Annotated in this window: 15 protein-coding genes; 9 read left to right on the top strand and 6 right to left on the bottom strand. The window is 51.3% G+C overall.

The annotated features are described in order from the left end of the window. Positions 1–51 precede the first annotated feature (51 nt). Both J3P34_RS11205 and J3P34_RS11200 read right to left on the bottom strand, forming a co-directional pair. A complete protein-coding gene (locus J3P34_RS11205) occupies positions 52–1,377 on the bottom strand; it encodes a voltage-gated chloride channel family protein (RefSeq protein ID WP_210488750.1) in 1,326 nt (441 codons plus the stop codon). Positions 1,378–1,483: 106 nt separating this feature from the next. After that, positions 1,484–2,719: an ABC transporter permease gene (locus J3P34_RS11200; protein WP_210464759.1), complete on the bottom strand. Its 1,236-nt coding sequence runs from the start codon at positions 2,717–2,719 to the stop codon at positions 1,484–1,486. A 127-nt stretch (positions 2,720–2,846) separates the two neighbouring features. Between J3P34_RS11200 and J3P34_RS11195 the strand changes: the two genes are divergently transcribed. Next, positions 2,847–4,118 carry an asparagine synthetase B gene (locus tag J3P34_RS11195; protein ID WP_210488748.1) on the top strand — a complete coding sequence of 424 codons (1,272 nt, stop codon included), beginning with the start codon at positions 2,847–2,849 and terminating at the stop codon, positions 4,116–4,118. A 132-nt stretch (positions 4,119–4,250) separates the two neighbouring features. On the opposite strand, the gene abc-f is transcribed toward J3P34_RS11195, so the two are convergent. The 4 genes from abc-f to lpxK all read right to left on the bottom strand — a co-directional run bounded on the left by abc-f (position 4,251) and on the right by lpxK (position 9,928). Continuing rightward, positions 4,251–5,837, bottom strand: coding sequence for a ribosomal protection-like ABC-F family protein (gene abc-f / locus J3P34_RS11190; RefSeq protein ID WP_210488745.1), 1,587 nt, complete (start codon positions 5,835–5,837; stop codon positions 4,251–4,253). A 215-nt stretch (positions 5,838–6,052) separates the two neighbouring features. Next, a complete protein-coding gene (locus J3P34_RS11185) occupies positions 6,053–6,646 on the bottom strand; it encodes a MiaE family protein (RefSeq protein ID WP_345890353.1) in 594 nt (197 codons plus the stop codon). Positions 6,647–6,902: 256 nt separating this feature from the next. Continuing rightward, complete coding sequence (locus J3P34_RS11180; protein ID WP_345890370.1) at positions 6,903–8,849, bottom strand: putative porin; 1,947 nt, start codon at positions 8,847–8,849, stop codon at positions 6,903–6,905. Between the two features lie 8 nt (positions 8,850–8,857). Beyond that, the gene (gene lpxK / locus J3P34_RS11175) at positions 8,858–9,928 is read right to left on the bottom strand and encodes a tetraacyldisaccharide 4'-kinase (protein WP_210488742.1); all 1,071 of its coding nucleotides are present in this window, start codon (positions 9,926–9,928) and stop codon (positions 8,858–8,860) included. 60 nt (positions 9,929–9,988) lie between these two features. On the opposite strand from lpxK, the gene J3P34_RS11170 reads away from it, so the two are divergent. The 8 genes from J3P34_RS11170 (at position 9,989) to secG (ending at position 18,949) form a co-directional block, all read left to right on the top strand. Beyond that, on the top strand, positions 9,989–11,086 hold the full coding sequence (locus J3P34_RS11170; protein ID WP_210488740.1) for a Nif3-like dinuclear metal center hexameric protein: 1,098 nt from the start codon (positions 9,989–9,991) through the stop codon (positions 11,084–11,086). Positions 11,087–11,093: 7 nt separating this feature from the next. Beyond that, on the top strand, positions 11,094–11,828 hold the full coding sequence (locus J3P34_RS11165; protein WP_210464753.1) for a zinc ribbon domain-containing protein: 735 nt from the start codon (positions 11,094–11,096) through the stop codon (positions 11,826–11,828). A 235-nt stretch (positions 11,829–12,063) separates the two neighbouring features. Next, positions 12,064–13,356, top strand: a complete 1,293-nt coding sequence (locus tag J3P34_RS11160; RefSeq protein ID WP_210488738.1) for an anthranilate synthase component I family protein — start codon at positions 12,064–12,066, stop codon at positions 13,354–13,356. A 160-nt stretch (positions 13,357–13,516) separates the two neighbouring features. Continuing rightward, entirely contained in the window at positions 13,517–14,950 is a 1,434-nt protein-coding gene (gene miaB / locus J3P34_RS11155) for a tRNA (N6-isopentenyl adenosine(37)-C2)-methylthiotransferase MiaB (protein ID WP_210488736.1), read from the top strand. A gap of 92 nt (positions 14,951–15,042) precedes the next feature. Next, positions 15,043–16,314 (top strand): sigma-54 interaction domain-containing protein, encoded by a 1,272-nt coding sequence (locus tag J3P34_RS11150; protein WP_210488734.1) that lies wholly within the window; start codon positions 15,043–15,045, stop codon positions 16,312–16,314. Further along, a complete protein-coding gene (locus tag J3P34_RS11145) occupies positions 16,301–16,837 on the top strand; it encodes an LptE family protein (protein WP_246853683.1) in 537 nt (178 codons plus the stop codon). Before J3P34_RS11150 ends, J3P34_RS11145 begins: the two co-directional genes overlap by 14 nt. A gap of 119 nt (positions 16,838–16,956) precedes the next feature. Continuing rightward, on the top strand, positions 16,957–18,552 hold the full coding sequence (locus tag J3P34_RS11140) for a hypothetical protein (protein WP_210488732.1): 1,596 nt from the start codon (positions 16,957–16,959) through the stop codon (positions 18,550–18,552). A gap of 7 nt (positions 18,553–18,559) precedes the next feature. After that, complete coding sequence (secG, locus tag J3P34_RS11135; protein WP_210464748.1) at positions 18,560–18,949, top strand: preprotein translocase subunit SecG; 390 nt, start codon at positions 18,560–18,562, stop codon at positions 18,947–18,949. Positions 18,950–19,127 lie beyond the last annotated feature (178 nt).

Genomic DNA, 19,127 nt, shown 5'->3' with positions numbered 1-19,127 from the left:
AAAGCCTGGCTTCGGTCAGGCTTTTTTTTAACTCTTTTTTAGAAAAACGGCTCAGAAAAGGCGGCGCTTGATCCCCGCCAATCGGGTTCCTGCCTCTCTGGCGTAGTACGGGTGTTTGCTGTTCTTCACCACCTGTGCCGCATAGATACCGGTGTGGCCCGAGAAGAGGTAAGCCACCACACAGGCCAATCCGGCATAGAGGCCACAGCTGCCCCCAAATAATTCCATGGCCATAAGCAGGCAGGCCAGCGGCGTATTGGCCGCGCCCGCAAATACGGCCACAAAACCCATAGCCGCCAGCAACTCCAACGGCAAAGGAAGCCAGGGGAAAAGCGCGTTCCCCAAAGTAGCCCCAATGAAGAACAAAGGCGTTACCTCCCCACCCTTAAAGCCGCAGCCCAGCGTAAAAGCAGTAAGCGCCAGCTTCACCAGGAAATCATAGGTAGGCAGCGGTGTTGAAAAGGACGCCAAAATGGTAGGAATCCCTAACCCGATGTATTTGGTAGTACCCAAAGCCCAGATGACCACCGCAAGTATCACACCTCCAAGCACCGGCCGTAGGGGCGGATAAGATACATATTTGCTGAAGGTGCTACCCACGGCATGGGAGGCTAGCGAGAAAAGCCGGGCCGCCAATGCAAAACAGATGCCAGCCAGCAAGGTCGCGCTTAAAGTCCAGACGGTCATGGGTGGAACCTCCACTACCGGGTAAACTGTATGCCCAACACCCCATGCTGAGGTAACCGCATTGGCGATAACGGCAGCCAGAAAAGAAGGCAGCAGCGCATTGTAACGGAGTTGCCCCAACAGGAAAACCTCCAAAGCAAATACCGCTCCCGCCAACGGCGTCCCGAATACCGAGGCAAAACCGGCACTCACCCCGCAGATCAAAAGCATTTTACGGTCCCGTGGCCGAAGCCTGAATATGGGCGAGAGTTGATCTGCCAGGGCGCCGCCCATCTGCACGGCTGTTCCCTCCCGGCCCGCCGAGCCACCCACCAAGTGCGTAAGTACTGTGCCAAAAAGCACCAATGGTGCCATAACCAAGGGGATCTTATTGGAGGAAGGCGTTTGAATGGACTGCAAAAGCAGGTTATTGCCGCCCTCTGCCTCGCGGCCCCACTGGTGGTAGGACCAGCCCACCAAATAGCCACCCACGGGCAAAAGCCAGATGATCCAGGTATGGGTTTCGCGGTAATGGGTTACCCAATCCAGCAAGACCAGAAACAAGGCCGAGGCGCTGCCGGCCATTACGCCCACCAGCAAAGCCAGACCCAGCCAGCGGAACAGGTATTTTGAATTAAGGTAAAAATCCAGGGGAAAAGAACGCCCGGAGAAAGAGAAAAAGGAGAATACCGGCTTCTTGAAAAAAGTCATACTACTTCAATTGCTTCTCCCTCCCAGGTCCGGCTATTCCACTTGCGGCAGAAAGGAAAAAGGCACCAGCTTCTTTGTAATGTCCTTACCCCAAGGCTGGTTTTTGCTATTCGTATCTTAAAGATTCAATGGGGTCCAGTTTAGAGGCTTTGTAAGCCGGATAGTAACCAGAAACCAGCCCTACGGTGATACAGATGGCCATACCCACAATCATCCAAAGCCAGGGCACAAAGAAGTCACCCTTGCCTATGAGCATGGCAATGCCATTGCCCATGAGAATGCCCAAGACTATGCCTACAATCCCCCCCAGCACACAGATAACAATGGCCTCGATGAGGAACTGCAGCCTTATCTGCTTTATAGTGGCGCCCAAAGCCTTTCTGATACCTATTTCACGGGTCCGCTCGGTTACGCTCACCATCATGATGTTCATCAACCCGATGGAGGCGCCCAGCAAGGTGATAAAACCCACCAGAAAGCCGCCGGTTTTTAGGTAACCCGTGATTTTGTTTAACTCCTGCTCCACAGAGTCGCTGCGGGTGATCCTGAAGGAATCTTCCTGACCTAGCCGGTCCTGCCGTACTTTGCGCATAATACCGGTTGCCTCCTCCATGGCAAATGCCAGGCTGCTCCCGTTCAGGATAGCAGATTTGATCTCATACGTTAATGGTTCTGGGGTGGGAATCTGGGTGGCGGTTTCCAGGGGGATGATGATCCGGCGATTGCTTCCGCCCCCGCCCAGGCCGCCGCCAGTGCTTTTGATTTTGCCAATGACCTTGAACCTCCGGCCCATCAGCACCATGCTCTTGCCCTCGGGGCTTTGTTTGGGGAACAGCTTGTCGGCTACTTCCTCGCCAATGATGGCCACCGGGGCGCCGCTTTCAATCTCCAGGTTAGAGAAAGGCCGGCCCAGTTCCAGGTCATAGTTCTCGTTCACCAGGTAATTCTCATCTCCCCCAATCAAACTCATGTTGGGGTTGGTTTTAATGCTTCCCGCCTTCACAGAGACGTTCCCGCTCACCCAGGTAGACAAACTCACCCGGGCTTTATCGGCCATAAGTTCTTTGTATTGCCGGGCCTGGAACTCGGTGATGTTGGGATACACTTTGTTCTGGCGGCCGCCCCGCTGTCCGCCCCCGTCCCATTTTTTCTCTATATCAAAAGAATTGGCCCCCAACGTAGAAAATGTGCTGGAAACGGAATACTTGATGCCCTCAATTGCCGTTAGAATACCTACCAAAGACATAATGCCAATGGAGATGATCAGGGCAGTGAGCACCGTCCTGAGCAAGTTGCCCTGGATGGAGCGGAAGCCTTCTTTCGTGTTTTCTACAAGATCCATGTTTTCTCTGTAACCAGTACCCAGTCTACTATCTGTCGTACAACTGAGCGCTTTCTTACTGATATAAAAGTAATGGTTTTCCCGTTTATTGCCCTATTTTCTTAAATTCGTTCCAAACCGATTACTAATGAAGAATTTGTGCCGGAATTTATTTCTTCTGCTCCTGCTGATGGCCATGGCGCCAGCCAGTTGGGCTTCTTACCTGCTCCTGCCCATGGACAAGACGCAGAAGAACCACTTAAAATCCTATGGAGTTGCCTATTGGGCCCTGCAGCGGCAAGTAGAGGTTGAATGGCTCCTGAACTACAAAGGCGGTGCCTTTGCTATGAAGCAGGCCACCGCCTTGGAAAATGAATTGGTGGTGCGGGGCATCAGTTACCAGACCATCTCAGACGCGCAGTACAGCCAGATTCTTTCCGAGATTGCAGCGCCGGAGTCTAACATGGACGTGATGAAACTTGAGAAGGCGCCCAAAATTGCGGTGTACTCGCCCAAGTCCAAGCAACCCTGGGACGATGCTGTGACCCTGGTTCTCACCTACGCCGAGATCCCCTACGACATCATCTATGACCCCGAGATTCTGGAAGACAAACTGCCCAAGTACGACTGGCTGCACCTGCACCACGAGGACTTCACCGGTCAGTACGGGAAATTCTATACCGCCTTCCGGAACGCTCCCTGGTACATTGAGCAGAAACGGGAATCTGAGGCCATTGCCAAAAGGTTCGGGTTTGCCAAAGTGCCGCAGTTGAAAAGCGCCGTGGCCCAGCGCATCCGGGACTTCTGCGCGGGTGGCGGCTTTATGTTTGCCATGTGTTCCGCCACCGATACCTATGACATCGCACTGGCCGCCGTTGGTCTAGATATCACCGAGAACATGTTTGACGGTGACCCCGCCGATCCTCAAGCCCAGCAGAAGCTGAATTTCTCCAACACCTTTGCCTTCAAAGACTTCGCCCTCATCAGAGACCCCTACCACCCTGAGTTCTCCAACATTGACAACTCCCAACTGGAACGGGGCCTACGCGAGAATAACGACTTTTTCCAGCTTTTCACCTACTCCGCCAAGTGGGATCCCATACCTACCATGCTCACCCAGAACCACGAGAAAACCATAAAAGGGTTCATGGGCTTAACCACTGGTTTCAAGAAAAAGCTGATTAAATCTGAGGTGGTGATCATGGGCGAAACCAAGTCCATAGACGAGGCTCGCTACATCCACGGCACCTTTGGGAAAGGCACCTGGACCTTTTATGGTGGCCACGACCCAGAGGACTACCAGCACTTCGTGGAAGAGGAACCCACCGATCTTTCCCTTTACCCCAATTCCCCCGGCTACCGGTTGATCTTGAACAATATCCTGTTCCCGGCCGCCAAAAAGAAGAAACAGAAAACCTAATATATTTGGAGATTTGAAGGTTTGAAGATGTGAAGATTGAGAAATGATTGAGGGGTTTGGAAGCCGTTTTTTGAAAATGGCTTCTAAACCCCTCAGGCATTTAATGGAGACAGTAATTACATCTTTGCTTTTCTAAAGGTTGATTGTTCTCTCAATGTGGATCTGCTCCAGGAAATAAGTATCGTGGGACACAACCAGAAGGGTTCCCTGGTACTCGTTTATGGCGGCGGTTAGGATTTCAATGTTCTGGATGTCCAGGTTGTTGGTGGGTTCATCCAAAATGATCAGGTCCGGTGATTGGCTGCTGATGGTCAGGCAACAAAGCATCAGCCGCATTCTTTCTCCCCCGCTTAAGGCACCACAGGGCTTTTCCCAGTCTTCTTTGGTAAACAGAAAACGGTTTAGTCTTATCTTAATTTCATGTTCCTGTAAGGCAGTGGTATTGAATTGTTGGGCCTGTTCGTAAACTTTGAGTTTGTCATTGAGCAAAGAATAATCCTGGTCAATGTAAATGGCTTTGTTCACCGCCCTGAAAACGTTACCGGTTTGAGCAGTTAAATTCCCCAAAATCAGGTTAATCAAAGTTGTTTTTCCCGAGCCGTTTTGCCCATTTAGGGTTATCCGTTCACCACTGGTAATCTGAAATTGAAGGTTGTCTCGCCAAAGCGGCTTTTGGCCGTAGCTGAAATTAAGGTTTTCTGCGGAAAACAGGACTTTGCCTTTGTGCAGCCCCGAAGCGTCAAAGCCGAACTTCATTTTGTCTATATCGGGTAAGGCAGCACGCAACTCGTGTAATTCCTGGGATATACCGCCAATTTTCTCCGCATGCACGCTTTTCAATCTGGAGGAGCTGTTTTCGGCGTTGTTCCGGAGGGTGTTCATCATGATGCGAGCCACTCCGGCTTTTTCCTGCTTTCCTTTCCCCCGGTTGTCCAGTTTTTGCTGCCGCTCCAAGGTTTCGCGTTCCTTCTCTTTGGCTTTTCGCAGGGCTTTCTCTTTGCTTTGGATGTCGTGTCCCAGCGCCTGGCTTTCTATTTGCTTCTGGTCGGCATAGAAATCATAGTTACCGCCGTACACCTTAATCCCGTGCTTACTTAATTCACATACAGTGTCCAGGAGGTTCAGGAGTTTCCGGTCATGGCTTACTATGAGCAAGGTGCTTTTGGTGGATTGCACAAAGTTGTAGAGAAGTTCACGGCCGGCCACATCCAGGTGGTTGCTGGGTTCATCCAATAAAACCAGTTCGGGTTGATGGATGGAAATACCTGCCAGAAAGACCTTGGTTTTCTGCCCACCACTCAGGGTTTCCATTGGTTGGCATAATTCCACCTCATGAAGCTGCCAGGAATCCAGCGCTTCCCGGCATCGGTCTTCAACCGTCCAGTCATCGTTCAGCAGATGGAAATTTTCTTCAGACGTGTTCCCTTCCAGGATTTCGTGTAAGGCCTTCAATTTGGGTTCTATCCTTAATGCCTGAGCGACGGTGAGTTGGTTGAACTGCCCGAATACCTGAGGCACATAGTATGGCTCAGCCTCCACCTGTACCTGTCCGCCTGAAGGCTTTAGTTCTTGCGCGATAATCCGCAGCAACGTAGACTTCCCTGAGCCGTTATTCCCGATTAAAGCGATTTTCTGGTGGGCATTTACTGTCAGATTTATATCAGAAAACAGTAAATCCTTATTGGGATGAGTGTAGGAGATGTTCTGTAAAATCAACATGATTTCTTTCTTAAATGGTAAAAACAGCCCCCTAAACCGCTAAGCAGTTGGTGGCTTTCACACTTCTGAAAGAAATTTTTTATTACATCTGTAGGAGGTGGCTAATGGTGTGCTGGCAAATATAGAAACAATTTTACAACGGCTTGCCCCTATTAGTCATCAAAACTGCCAAGTTTTTTAATAAAATCATCTCCGGTTCTTCCCCCGGATCTGGTTTAATGAATCCTGTCTGGGCGGTGCTCCAGGTTGGCGATGATGTCTGCTTCAATTTGCAGTAGTTCCTGCAGGCGGGCGTCTACTACTTCTTTCGGCATGTATTCTTTGGCCAGTTTCACAAAGCTCACGTAATGGCCGGCTTCTGAGACCATGAGTTCATAATAAAACTTTTGCAGGTCCTCGTCTTTAAGATTCTTCCACAGCAGCTTGAAACGCTCGCAGGAACGGGCCTCAATCAGGGCGTTAACCAACAGGTGGTCCATGAGCTGACGTTCCCGTTTGTCTCCCTTCCTGATGTGTTTGCTCAATTGCACCACGTACTCATCGGGGCGGTTGCGGCCCAGTTCAAAGCCGCGTTTTTTCAGCTCCTCCAGCACCCGCTCAAAGTGGCTCCACTCCTCGGCCACCAGGGCAGTCATCTCCTCCACCAGTTTGGTTTTATCGGGGTACTTTACAATAAGGGAAATGCCTGAGGTGGCGGCTTTCTGCTCACAATACGCATGGTCCACCAGAATATCCTGGATGTTCATCTCCGCGATGTTCACCCAGCGGGGATCGGTGGGTAGTTGAAGTTTAAGGATTGACTTGGCCACTTTGGTTGATTTGAAAATTAGAAGATTTGGAAATTAGAAGATGCAGGATGATTGGTTAACTCAAATGTGTTTGTTTCTCGGATCAGAAGTTAAATTATGAAGGCCTGATGTTTTAAAGCATATTTTATATAAACGGCTCAAAAACAAAGCTAGGCCAGACGGATTTAGGTTAGAAAAAGCCATCTAATTATTTCCACATCTTCAAATCTTCTAATCTCCACATCTCCCAATTGCCCAATCTTCAAATCTGAAAAACTTAGTCGTAAAAATTCCACTGCAGACCGAAGATGAAGCTGAAGGGGTTGGCTGGGTAGTAAGGCGTGGTGAAGTAGCCTTGTTCCCAGGCGCTGGTCACGGTGTTGAGGTTGCTCAGTTTCAGGAAGAGGTTGACGGTTTTAATGTCGGTGTTCAGGAACAGGTCCAGGGTGGGGTAACGAGTAACCAGGAAAGTGTTCTGCAGGTGGAACTGCTGGGTCACCGGCATGTACCCCTCGGCGTAATAGCTGGAGTGCCAGTTCATCTCCACCCCGGTCTGCACATTGATGGCGCCTTTGAAAAGCGGTCCCTGCACATAGGCCTTGGAGTTGACGTACCATTCCGGCATCCGGATGACATCGGGCCCCGATACTTTGTTGTAGTAGACGGTGTTGTCCAGTACGAAGGATTTCACATTGAATTTATAGCGCACGCTAGCCTGCACCAGGTTGATCCCGCTGGTCTCCTGGGCCGGCGTGGCCCAAACCGTTTTCCCGCCCTGCAAAGAATCCTGGTAGTAAACGTAATTCTGCAGGTTGGTGTACTGCAGCTGCGCATTGAGGTAATGGCCCTTGTAGCCCGCCTCCAGAGAAGCTGCGGTTTGGGTAGCTTGGGTATTCTCAAAATCTCTGAACCACTCAAAATGGTTGCTGATGAACACGCGCTGCAGAAGCGATGGGGAGTAAGAAGTGCGGGTCTGGCGCAGGGTCAGGAATTTGTAACGGGCCTGGGCGTTGAGGCGGTAATCCCCTCCGCCAATCTGGAACTCGGCATCCGTAGTAACATAGATGTCGTTTTTGAGCCGGAACTGAGCATCGCCGCCAATGAAGTTATCCGCAATGGTTCTTTTCTCCTGGTCCAAGTAATAAACCCAATTATCCTCACCATTGGGCTGATCAATATAATCACCACCTTCTGCGGTGACTTTATAGGAACCGTCGCGGCGTTTGGCGTAGGCACGGTACACAAAATATTTGGTGCTGCCCATCACCCCAAAGGTGTTCTCCAGTTGCTTGAAGTAGGAATCATCATAGGTGCGGGTGGAATCCCTCAGGGTTTGGGGATAAAACTTCAAGACCCGATTGTTTCCTTCAGTGTCATAGGGTAACTCCTGGTCAGAGTAATCATTGTTCTGGGAATTCACATCCACCGTATGGTACAGCTGCAGCCCGGCTCCCAGGAGCTTGTACCACTGTGTGGCGTGGAAATCGGCGCGTTTTTCGTTTGTAGCGGCTTTCTGCAGCCAAACCGGTTCATCGGTATAGTCGAAGAGGTTTTCTACACTATCACCTACTTGCGGCCTGATGCCGCCGCTTTCAATCTGCTCATGGCTGGTCTGGTTGAAGTTGGCCATGAGGCGGTATCGTTCATTCTTACTGAAGTAGTGCGTAAAAGCCTGAATGCCGTAATGACTGATCATGCCGTTGCGGTTGCTGAAAGCACCAATCTGACGCTCTGTCCCTACCCGCTCATAGCCAATGCCCACGTTCCAGTTGGCTGTAACGTTACGCGTGTGCTTGGCCCTGAAGATTGACTCACCCAGGCTCCCTTGCATATAATTCAGGAACGTGAACGGAGACTTGGTGTCATAATAGGGCAAGGTGTAAGGGTTTACCACGTAGGGATCAAAGGCGTTCCGGCCTAACCGGTTACCCAATTTGGTGGGCATGCGCCAGAAAAGTGGCTGCGAGGCCGTGCCCACGTTGCCCAGGTTCTGCTGCAGGGTGGTGTCATAGTACCAATGCCGGAAGTTCTGCAGGTTGGTTAAGGACGTGTCAATGCGAGATGGTTTGAGATTCCCCTTGAAAATATCTGCCTCATAGATCACATTGGTGGTTGCCGAGCCATAGATGGCTTTGGTAGAATCATTGAGGATTTGCGCAGATGCCGGGAAATAGGTACCCAGCCAAACCAGAAAAGCCGCAGCTAAGAGTTTCTTATAAGTCACGTCCAAAATTAAGAATTAAAATCTGAACCAGATGGAAGTACCCATCCGCTCATGGTTTCATCAAACGAGGGTTCCTGCGCGGCAAACGTATTGGTGATAGGCAGGTAGAAAACCGGAAGCTCGTGCCAGAGGGTTTCCAGTTCCGGCGCCTGCCATTTCACGGCATCTTTCTGCGTCATCAAGATACTTACCTGCGGGTCCTGCAAAGTTTGGTAATAAGCCACCACCTCTTCTACCCGTTCCCGGGTAACGGCCGCGTGGTCTGCCCATTCAAAGTGCCGCACCAGTTCATAACCAGATTGGGACAGGTGCTGCACCAGCGGCCGGGCATTAGCAATGCCGGTTACCAGGATCAACCTTTTCCCTAACGTTTTTACAGGCCCAACAGGTACAGCCGCACCGTAGACTATTTGCGAGAAAAAGACAGGTGTCTCTTGAGAGGTATAACGCTGAATGTGCCTCCGGATTTGGGCTTGTCGCTCCTGGGTAACCACCTCCGGGCATTTGGTCACTACCACGGCATGAGCCCGATAAGCTCCGGTTCTGGGTTCCCGCAAACGCCCTACGGGTAGCAAGTAATCCTGGGTGAAAAGCCGGTTGTAATCCGTCAGCAGCAGATACCTGGAGGCCTTCACCGCCCGGTGCTGGAAAGCATCATCTAGTAAAATCACTTCCAGATCAGGGAAAAGCTCCAACAAACGTTGAATGCCCACTTTCCTTTTCTCGCAAACCGCTACAATGACGCCCGGCAGGCTTTGGGTGTACTGGAAAGGTTCATCGCCCAAGGTAGTGGCCGTGGCCTTGGCGTCTGCCAATACAAACCCTTTGGTGGTGCGTTTGTAGCCCCGGCTAAGGATGGCAATCTTGCGGGGTTGCAGCAGGCGGGCCAGGTACTCTACCTGCGGGGTTTTACCCGTGCCGCCCACGCTCAGGTTACCCACGCAGATCACTGGGATGGGTGCCTCATAGACAGCGAACACCTCCTTATCGTATAGCAGGTTACGCAGCCGCACAACGCCCCCGTACACCATCGCGAACGGAGAAAGCAGGAAAGGAAGCAGGTGCGGTATAGCGGGCATAAGGAACAAAAGTACATGAATTTTGCCTTTCTTTGCCCTCAACGGCTTTAAACCTAAAGAATGACGAAGATAAAAGAAGTGGTGCAGGTGCTGGAGCGGTATGCGCCCCCCGCCTATCAGGAATCTTATGACAACGCCTTGCTGCAAATCGGGGACCCAGAGGCAACCGTGACGGGCGTACTGTTAACCTTGGATTGTACACTGGAAGTAGTGCAGGAGGCCGTAGACCGCGGCTGTAACCTCATCGTGGCCCACCACCCCGTTATCTTCAAACCGCTTAAAAGCCTCACCGGCAAAACCCCGGTAGAACGCATCCTGCTCAAGGCTTTGCAACACCAGGTGGCTATTTTCGCCTGCCACACTAACCTGGATCACGTGCACAACGGCGTCAACGCCAAACTCTGTGAGAAACTGGGCATCCTGAACCCCAAAGTGCTTTCGCCCAAAACCCAGCTCCTGACCAAACTGGAGACCTACGTGCCCCTTGATGACACCGAGAAAGTCTTGGACGCGCTACACCAGGCCGGGGCAGGCCAGATTGGAGAGTACACCGACTGCAGCTTCCGGATCACGGGTACGGGCCGGTTCACACCCTCGGCGCAGGCCAATCCGCACATTGGGGAGCCTTGTAAAACCGAGGAAACCATTGAAAACAAAATTGAGGTGATCTTCCCCACCTTCAAGCAAAACCAGATCATGCGGGCCCTTCTGAAGGCGCACCCCTATGAGGAAGTGGCGCATTACCTAGTCACGCTTCAGAACGAGAACCAGGAAGTAGGCGCCGGCATGGTGGGTGAACTGGAAGAAGCGCTATCCCCTGAGGAATTAGTGCGGCACGTGAAAGAGAAGTTGAATATTAGAACTTTCCGGCATACCGCCTGGCCGCAGAAGCCCATCAAGCGGGTGGCAGTCTGCGGCGGGGCCGGCAGTTTCCTCATCCGCCAGGCCAAAGCAGCTAATGCTGATATTTTCCTCACCGCCGACCTGAAGTACCATGAGTTCTTTGAAGCCACCGACCAAATGGCTTTGGTAGACGTGGGACACTACGAAAGCGAAGTTTATACGAAGGAGCTTTTTTATGATATACTTACAAAATCTTTTCCTAATTTTGCGGTTGATTTGTCATACACTGACACAAATCCCGTAAGACACAGCTAAATTATACATGGAAAGTACTGTAGCAAGTAAGTTAGATGCACTTCTAAGACTTCAGAGCTTAGATTCTCAATTGGACAAGATTCTACAAATTAGAGGCGACCTACCGGAAGAGGTTCGTGACCTGGAAGATGAGATTGCCGGCTACCAAGTACGCGTAAGCAAATTTGATGACGAGATCGCTGAGTTGCACCAAGCAATTGCCAACCGCAAACAAGGCATCAAAGACGCTGAGAAACTGATCAAGAAATACGAAGAGCAACAGGAGAATGTGCGTAACAACCGCGAGTTTGACGCCATCACCAAAGAGATTGAACTTCAGAAACTGGAAATCCAGATCAACGAGAAAAAAATCCGCGAGGCTAATTTCCAGATAGAGCAGAAAAACCAGGAAATCCAGGAAACCAAAAACCGCCTGGAAGAGCGCCAGAAAGACCTCAACACCAAGAATGCCGAGCTGCAGGTGATGGTGAACGAGAGCGAGGAAGATGAGCGCAAGCTCAATGAGGAGAAGGAAGAGGCCATGAAGCATATTGAAGAGCGCCTTCTTTTCGCCTACAACCGGATCCGGAAGAACGTACGTAACGGCCTGGCCGTGGTAACCGTGAAGCGCGATGCCTGCGGCGGATGCTTCAACACCGTTCCCCCACAGCGTCAGTCTGACATTGCTGCCCACAAAAAGATTACTGTATGTGAGCACTGCGGCCGTATCCTGGCCGATGTGGAGCAGAAAGCTATCGTGTAAACAGACAAATTGGTTTATATAGTGAAAAGGATGGTGTGACTACCATCCTTTTTTTATGCTCTCTTTCCAATTCTCTCCAGGCAAATGGTGTATTTATTCAATGCTGCGTTTGTGCCCTGTTTTCCCGAAAACCGCCTTTAAACAGGATTAAGGTTGGTTTGGCACCAAAGCAGGCAGCAAACCACCACGGAGAATATTCTTATATTTGTCGCCTTATTTCTTTTCCGTTGCCACCATGCACCAGTTGACTTTGCTTTTTGCCTCACTCCCGGTTTCTGTTCTCCAATGGAAACAGCAAGCCCTGGCCTGGACAACCCGGCAGCATGAGGTAGTGGCCTACTATGAACCCAACAACATACCTTATCGGCACGGCGCTTTTGCAAACATGCTGGGCATGCGCCGGCATAAAAGTCCCGGGGATATCACATCCTGGGTTGCGCTGCAGGAAAATCTTAGTCAGGAGAGAGATACCCCGTTATTCGGGTTCCTGACCTACGATCTGAAAAACGGATTGGAGCAACTGCACAGCCAGCACCCAGATTACGTAGGATTTCCGGAACTGTACTTTTTCCATCCAGAGACCTGGCTTCTCTGGGGCGAGGATTCCGTGACCATTCACTCCAGCGTAGAGGAACCGGAGGCCATTGCCAAAGCCATCGGACGCACTCCGTTTTCCGGCACTTTTTCCCAAAACAGCATCAGAACGCAACCGCGGGTTTCCCGGGAGAATTACCTGCATGACGTGGAAAGTCTGCGCCAGCACATCCTTGAAGGGAATGTGTATGAGGTGAATTATTGCCAGGAGTTCTACGCCGAAAATGTTTCCTTGAACCCACTCCCCCTCTTCTGGAAACTGAACGCAGCTTCACCTACCCCATTCGCAGGCTTTCTTAAACTAGATGATCGTTACTTGCTCTGTGCCAGCCCGGAAAGATTCTTAAAGAAGAAAAACAACCTGCTCATTTCCCAGCCTATCAAAGGCACCATCCGCCGTGGCTCCACTCCTGCTGACGACCAACGCCAGAGAACCCTTCTGGCGACGAGCGAGAAGGAACAGGCCGAGAACATGATGATCGTGGACCTGGTGCGGAATGACCTGAATCGGGTGGCCCAGACCGGTACCGTTCAGGTAGAGGAACTGTTTGGCATGTACGGGTTCCAATACGTCTGGCAGATGATCTCCACCGTGGCTGGCCAGATCTCAGCAGACGTGAATGCCGTGGAAGTTCTCAAAGCGACCTTCCCGATGGGTAGCATGACAGGGGCCCCGAAGATCAGGGCGCTGGAACTGATTGAGCAGTACGAAAAAATCAGGCGTGGCCTTTACTCCGGTTCCTTCGGGTATTTCCTGCCCACCGGGGATTTTGACTTCAATGTGGTTATCCGTAGCCTGCAGTATAACGCCCAGACAGGATATCTTTCTTTTGAGGTGGGCAGCGCCATCACCTATGACTCAGACCCGGACCAGGAGTACCAAGAATGTCTCTTGAAAGCAGCGGCTATCAGAAACGTGCTGGAGAACCTTTAAAGCCAGTTTGGACTTTTTTTTTTGCTCTCGCCTGAGACTTTCAAGTCTTTTATTTAGGGCCTGTTTTTCAAGAAACTGGCACTTTATGCTTTAAAATATTATCTGCCATTCTGTCATAAACGCATGATAATGCTTATCTTTGTGTTTTTACTTGCAAGCTATGCACGCACCCATTCTGGACTTAGACTTCATTGATAACCGCACGCCGGAGCAGGCAGCCGCGTGTGACACCAAAGTTACCGTTGACTCCAACACCGGACGTCAGCGCAAGCTCTACATTGAGAGCTATGGCTGCCAGATGAATTTCTCTGACAGTGAGATTGTTTCCTCCATTTTGTTTGAGGCCGGCTTTGACACAACGTCAGAAGTAACGAACGCTGATCTGGTATTGCTGAACACCTGCTCCATCCGGGAGAAGGCCGAGCAGACCGTGCGGCACCGCCTTACGCAGTTGCAGCATTTAAAGAAAAAGAAACCCGGTCTGGTAGTGGGTGTGCTGGGCTGTATGGCTGAGCGTCTGAAAAAGAACCTGCTGGAAGAAGAGAAAATGGTGGACCTGGTGGTTGGCCCGGATGCGTACCGCGACCTTCCCTCGCTCATCAATGAGGTAGACGGCGGCCAGAAAGCGGTGAACGTACTGCTCTCCCGCGAGGAAACCTACGCCGACATCAACCCGATCCGTTTGAACAGCAACGGTGTGAGCGCCTTCGTGTCCATCATGCGGGGCTGCGACAACATGTGCTCTTTCTGCGTGGTACCGTTCACCCGTGGCCGCGAGCGTTCCAGAGATGCCCATTCCATCGTGCGTGAGGCGCAGGAACTGGTAAACCAGGGCTACAAAGAAGTGACGTTGCTGGGCCAGAACGTGGACTCCTATAAATGGGCTTCGGAAGACGGGTTGGAGCGCGTGAACTTTGCCCAACTCCTTGAGATGGTGGCCTTGATCAGCCCGGATCTGCGGGTAAGGTTCTCTACCTCCCACCCTAAAGACATCACAGATGACGTGCTGTACACCATGAAAAAGTACGACAACATCTGCAAATACATCCACCTGCCGGCCCAGAGCGGCAACTCGCGCGTGCTGGAACTCATGAACCGCACCTATGACCGCGCCTGGTACATGGAGCGCGTAGACGCCATCCGCCGGATTCTGGGTGTGGAATGCGGTATCTCCACTGACATGATCGCTGGCTTCTGCTCCGAAACCGAGGAAGAGCACCAGGACACCCTGTCGCTCATTGATTACGTGCAGTATGATTACGCGTACATGTTCTTCTACTCTGAGCGCCCTGGCACCCTGGCGGCCCGCAAACTGAAAGACGATGTTCCTTTGGAGACGAAGAAGCGCCGCCTGCAGGAAATCATTGACAAACAACGCTACTACTCCCTGGAGCGGAATAAACTGGACGTGGGCAAAGTGTCAAAAGTGCTAGTAGAAAACTTCTCCAAGCGCTCAGACGAGATGCTCAGCGGCCGTAACGACCAGAACAAAGTAGTGATCTTCCCCAAGATGCACTTCAAGAAAGGCGACTACGTCAACGTGCTCATCACAGACTGCTCCGTAGGCACCTTGTTCGGGGAACCCGTTTTATAATGAGAAAATTTGGAGATGAGGAGATTTGAAAATTCGATCTCCCCTTCATCCATTTCCAAATCTCCACATTTTCTAATCTTCAAATCTACTTCATGCGTGATATAGAGATACAGTCGGTGAAGCAGCGGTTTGGCATCATCGGGAACTCGCCTTTGCTGAACTACGCCATTCAGGTGGCGGTGCAGGTGGCCCCTACTGATATGACCGTGCTCATTACCGGTGAAAGCGGTAGCGGAAAAGAATCCTTCTCCAAGATCATCCATCACCTGAGCCCGCGCAAGCACGGCCAGTTCATTGCCATAAACTGCGGCGCCATTCCAGAGGGCACCATTGACTCAGAATTGTTCGGGCACGAGAAAGGCTCCTTCACCGGCGCCGCCGAAGCCCGCAAAGGGTATTTTGAGGTCACGAACGGCGGTACCATCTTTTTGGACGAGATCGGGGAAATGCCCCTTGGTACGCAGGCCCGCCTGCTGCGCGTGCTGGAAAACGGCGAGTTCATCAAGGTAGGTTCCTCCAAAGTGCAGAAGACCGATGTGCGCGTGGTAGCGGCCACCAACGTAAACCTGATGCAGGCAGTGGAGCGTGGACAGTTCCGCGAGGACCTATATTACCGCCTCAACACAGTGCCTATCACGGTGCCGCCTTTGCGCGAGCGCGGCGAAGACACGCACCTTCTGTTTAGAAAGTTTGCCAGTGATTTCTCAGAGCGCTACCATGTGAAGCCCATCACCTTACTGCCCGATGCGGTGCAGGAACTGCTGCGCTACCGCTTCCCAGGCAACATCCGGCAGCTGAAGAACATTGTGGAGCAGATCTCGGTGCTGGAGTATGAGCGCGAGATTAACGCCGCCACCCTGCGCAAGTACCTTCCCCAGGAGCAGCAGAACCAATTGCCCGCCCTCTTCCACCCCAACGCACCGGCCGATGGTCCCGGCGGCATCTCAGAGCGAGACCTGCTCTACAAAGTGCTCTTTGACATGCGCAAAGACATGAACGACCTCAAGCAGGTAGTATTTGATCTGCTATCGCACCAGCAGGAAGACGCGGAACTTCTTAAGAACAATCGGCATTTGTTTGAGGAGATGAGCCCCTACGAGCAGCAGCCCGTCTACCGCGCCCCAGACCGCCGCGACGGCTACATGCTCTCTGTGGACGAACCAGAGGAATACGAGGACAAAGTAGAAGACATTTCCCATGAGACCGAAGAAGAAAGTCTTTCTTTGGAGCATAAGGAAAAGGAAATGATCCTAAAAGCGTTAAAGAAGCACGGGAACAAACGGAAATACGCAGCCAAAGACCTGGGCATCTCAGAACGTACCTTGTACCGGAAATTAAAACAATACGACCTTGAAGACCTATAACCCATTGAAGTACCTTTTGCTGCTCTGCCTTCCTCTGCTGCTGAGCGGTTGCTATTCCTTTACCGGCACCAACATTTCGCCGGACGTGAAAAGCATTTCCATTACCAACTTCAACAACGCCTCTGGTCAGGGACCGGCTAATTTACAACAGTTTGTCACCGAAGACTTCAAGGATTACTTCCAACGGAACACCAACCTGCGCATCCTGCCGCAGGCCGGGGATTTGCAGATTGAGGGCCAGATCCTGAGCTATACCTTCAGCCCGGCGGCTATCCAGCGCAGCGACATCCCCACGGGCAGCAACATCGGGCTGGACCAGGCCGGGGCTAACCGTTTGACTATTGTGGTGCAGATCAACTACACAGACACCAAGAACCCCGCCAACAACTTTGACCAAAGTTTCTCCGGTTTCGCCGATTTCCCTCCCTCTCTGGATATCAACCAGATAAGCCAGGCGCAGATCAGACAGATCACAGAACGCATTATTTACAGCGTTTTTACCAAAACGGTAGCAAATTGGTAAGTATCTTTGCAGGATCAAAAAGGCACTGAAAACATAAATTTCAGTGCCTTTCTCCTGTATTTCCCTAATAACTAGTAATTTGAGCTTGCCTATCCAACGGCAATGCATTCACGAGTTCCATGAACAAAGCGGCGTTTTTAAATATTGTCCGGCAGGTTGCCCCCATCCAGGACCAGGAAGTTGATGACCTGGAACGGTTGGTGGTGTCTTTTCCGTACTGCCAGACCGCCCATGTTCTGCTGGCAAAAGCGGCCTATGACCGAGGCAGTATGCTCTCTACCCAGAAACTGAGAAGAGCCGCCGCCCACGTCTCAAACCGGCAGTTACTCAAACAACTGGTGTACGCCACCCCAGCCGAAGAAGAAGAGCCTTTCCTCGCAGCGGAGGAAGAGGAAACCATCATCCAAACCGTTTATGAGCCGGTTTCTGCAAGAGAGCCGCAAAATGAATTGCATGCCTTTGATGAGGAAGACCCAGTTCTGTTTGCCGAACCGGAAACCGAAGCAATAGAAACAGCAGCCGGTTACGAAATCCAGGAAAACACAGAAACAGAAAACGAGGCCTTCTATTCACCATTAGAAGAGGAACAACCGGTGATAGAACTTCCATTGGCAGAGGAGGAGCCCCTTTCTGCTCAGGTGGAAGAAGAGCCAGTCACCGAAGAAGCAGTAGAAACCCCTCCTGAGGAAATTGAGTCTACGCTTGAGACACCTGTTCTTGAGACGGAAACTACTGAGCCTGAACAGGCGGTGGTAGAAGATTACCAGGCTGAAGAATCTGCATCGATTGAGTTGCCTTTTGTTGAGGAACCAGAAGCGGTGTTAGATACCCCTGATAAGGCAGTTCTTGCAGAGGTGGTGGATGAAGAATTAGAGGTTGAGGTTGATATTGACCTCTCGCTTTCCGAGGAAGAAGACAACCTGGACGAGTTGCTGGAGCTGATCCAGATCAGCAGCCTTACCTCTTTCAGCGCACCCATTCCCAGTGTAAATCTCTCGCATGAGGAGATTGTATCCGAGCTAACCTCACCCGGTGAAACCACCTATACCGAAGAAGAGACGGCTTTACTGGCCTCCACCTTACCTCCGCACGGCGTGGCCCTCACCGGTAAAGAAGAAGACAAAGGCCTGAGCGCTTATTTGGAGATTGCTGAACTTGACTCTTTGTATGATACCTCAGGCTACGAGTTCCCTACCTTAAAGCTGCCCGAGGTTAACCAGAACCCAGCCACCCAGGAGAACCAGGACCCTTACCTTTCCATCTTCACCCAGAACAATCTGGCTTATTGGATGGGCTCCAGCCGCTTGGGCGAAAGTATCCAACTTAAGGACGACCTCACCTCCCAGACTCCGTTCTACTTTCAGCCGGAGTTGATCATGGAGCACGTGAAGGAAAAGAACGCCCCAGCGCCGGCACCTGAGGTAAGCCCAACTGCCAAGCTGGATATGCAACTGGATATCATCAACCAGTTCTTGAAGGCTACGCCCAAACGGAAAACCCTGGCCAACGCCCAGCTAAGTCAAGAGCCGCAGGAGGATCTGTCTGCCAAGAGCTCCAAGATCAAAAAAAACCTGGTGTCTGAAAACCTTGCCCTAATTCTCGTTAAACAGGGAAAAGGCAAGAAAGCCATCAAAATTTATGAACAACTTATAGTGAAGTTTCCCGAAAAAAAGAGTTACTTTGCTGAACAAATTGAAAAATTAAGAAACGAATAGTCCAATTATGTACCTTGCTCTGATCAGCGTTATTATTTTCCTGTGCGTGCTGTTGGTTTTGGTGGTATTGTCCCAGAACTCCAAAGGCGGCGGATTATCCAGCCAGTTTGGCGGCGGCGGCACCAGCCAATTGATGGGTGTTAAACGTACCGGTGACCTTCTGGAGAAGCTTACCTGGGGTTTCGCGATCGGGATCATTGTATTGACCTTGGCTTCCCATACTATTGTTAATGATGGCGGCGGAGTTGATAACCGCACCATTAACGAGCAGCGTGCCGGCCAGGCGGCCCCAGCCCCTGCTCCTGCCGCTCCAGCAATCCCGCAGCAAAACGCTACACCGGGAACTGCTACTCCGGCCCCGGCCACTGCCCCAGCTGGAGACTCGGCAAACCAATAACAAAGCCGATACTGACAACCCTTTATTGGAGCCCGACCCTTCCTTGGTTCGGGCTCTTTTCATTTCCGGTGTTTTGTGGCTAGTTTTATTAAAACAGGCAAAAAACAAAAAGTGGCAGTCTTAAACCTGACAAAACTTAAGCCCTGCCAGGTGGCGTTGTCAGTCATCATCCGGCTCT

Origin of the sequence: Rufibacter aurantiacus (assembly GCF_017916345.1) — a bacterium.
In the GTDB taxonomy this organism is placed as follows: Bacteria; Bacteroidota; Bacteroidia; order Cytophagales; family Hymenobacteraceae; genus Nibribacter; species Nibribacter roseolus.
This window is presented reverse-complemented; position numbering and strand designations above follow the sequence as displayed.

Excerpts from the sequence above, each read along its gene's own strand:
- secG (WP_210464748.1), top strand. The coding sequence starts at position 18,560 with ATGTACCTTGCTCTGATCAGCGTTATTATTTTCCTGTGCGTGCTGTTG.
- abc-f (WP_210488745.1), bottom strand. The coding sequence starts at position 5,837 with ATGTTGATTTTACAGAACATCTCCTACACTCATCCCAATAAGGATTTA.
- J3P34_RS11205 (WP_210488750.1), bottom strand. The coding sequence starts at position 1,377 with ATGACTTTTTTCAAGAAGCCGGTATTCTCCTTTTTCTCTTTCTCCGGG.
- J3P34_RS11160 (WP_210488738.1), top strand. The coding sequence starts at position 12,064 with ATGCACCAGTTGACTTTGCTTTTTGCCTCACTCCCGGTTTCTGTTCTC.
- J3P34_RS11195 (WP_210488748.1), top strand. The coding sequence starts at position 2,847 with ATGAAGAATTTGTGCCGGAATTTATTTCTTCTGCTCCTGCTGATGGCC.
- J3P34_RS11200 (WP_210464759.1), bottom strand. The coding sequence starts at position 2,719 with ATGGATCTTGTAGAAAACACGAAAGAAGGCTTCCGCTCCATCCAGGGC.
- miaB (WP_210488736.1), top strand. The coding sequence starts at position 13,517 with ATGCACGCACCCATTCTGGACTTAGACTTCATTGATAACCGCACGCCG.
- J3P34_RS11140 (WP_210488732.1), top strand. The coding sequence starts at position 16,957 with ATGAACAAAGCGGCGTTTTTAAATATTGTCCGGCAGGTTGCCCCCATC.
- lpxK (WP_210488742.1), bottom strand. The coding sequence starts at position 9,928 with ATGCCCGCTATACCGCACCTGCTTCCTTTCCTGCTTTCTCCGTTCGCG.
- J3P34_RS11150 (WP_210488734.1), top strand. The coding sequence starts at position 15,043 with ATGCGTGATATAGAGATACAGTCGGTGAAGCAGCGGTTTGGCATCATC.
- J3P34_RS11170 (WP_210488740.1), top strand. The coding sequence starts at position 9,989 with ATGACGAAGATAAAAGAAGTGGTGCAGGTGCTGGAGCGGTATGCGCCC.
- J3P34_RS11165 (WP_210464753.1), top strand. The coding sequence starts at position 11,094 with ATGGAAAGTACTGTAGCAAGTAAGTTAGATGCACTTCTAAGACTTCAG.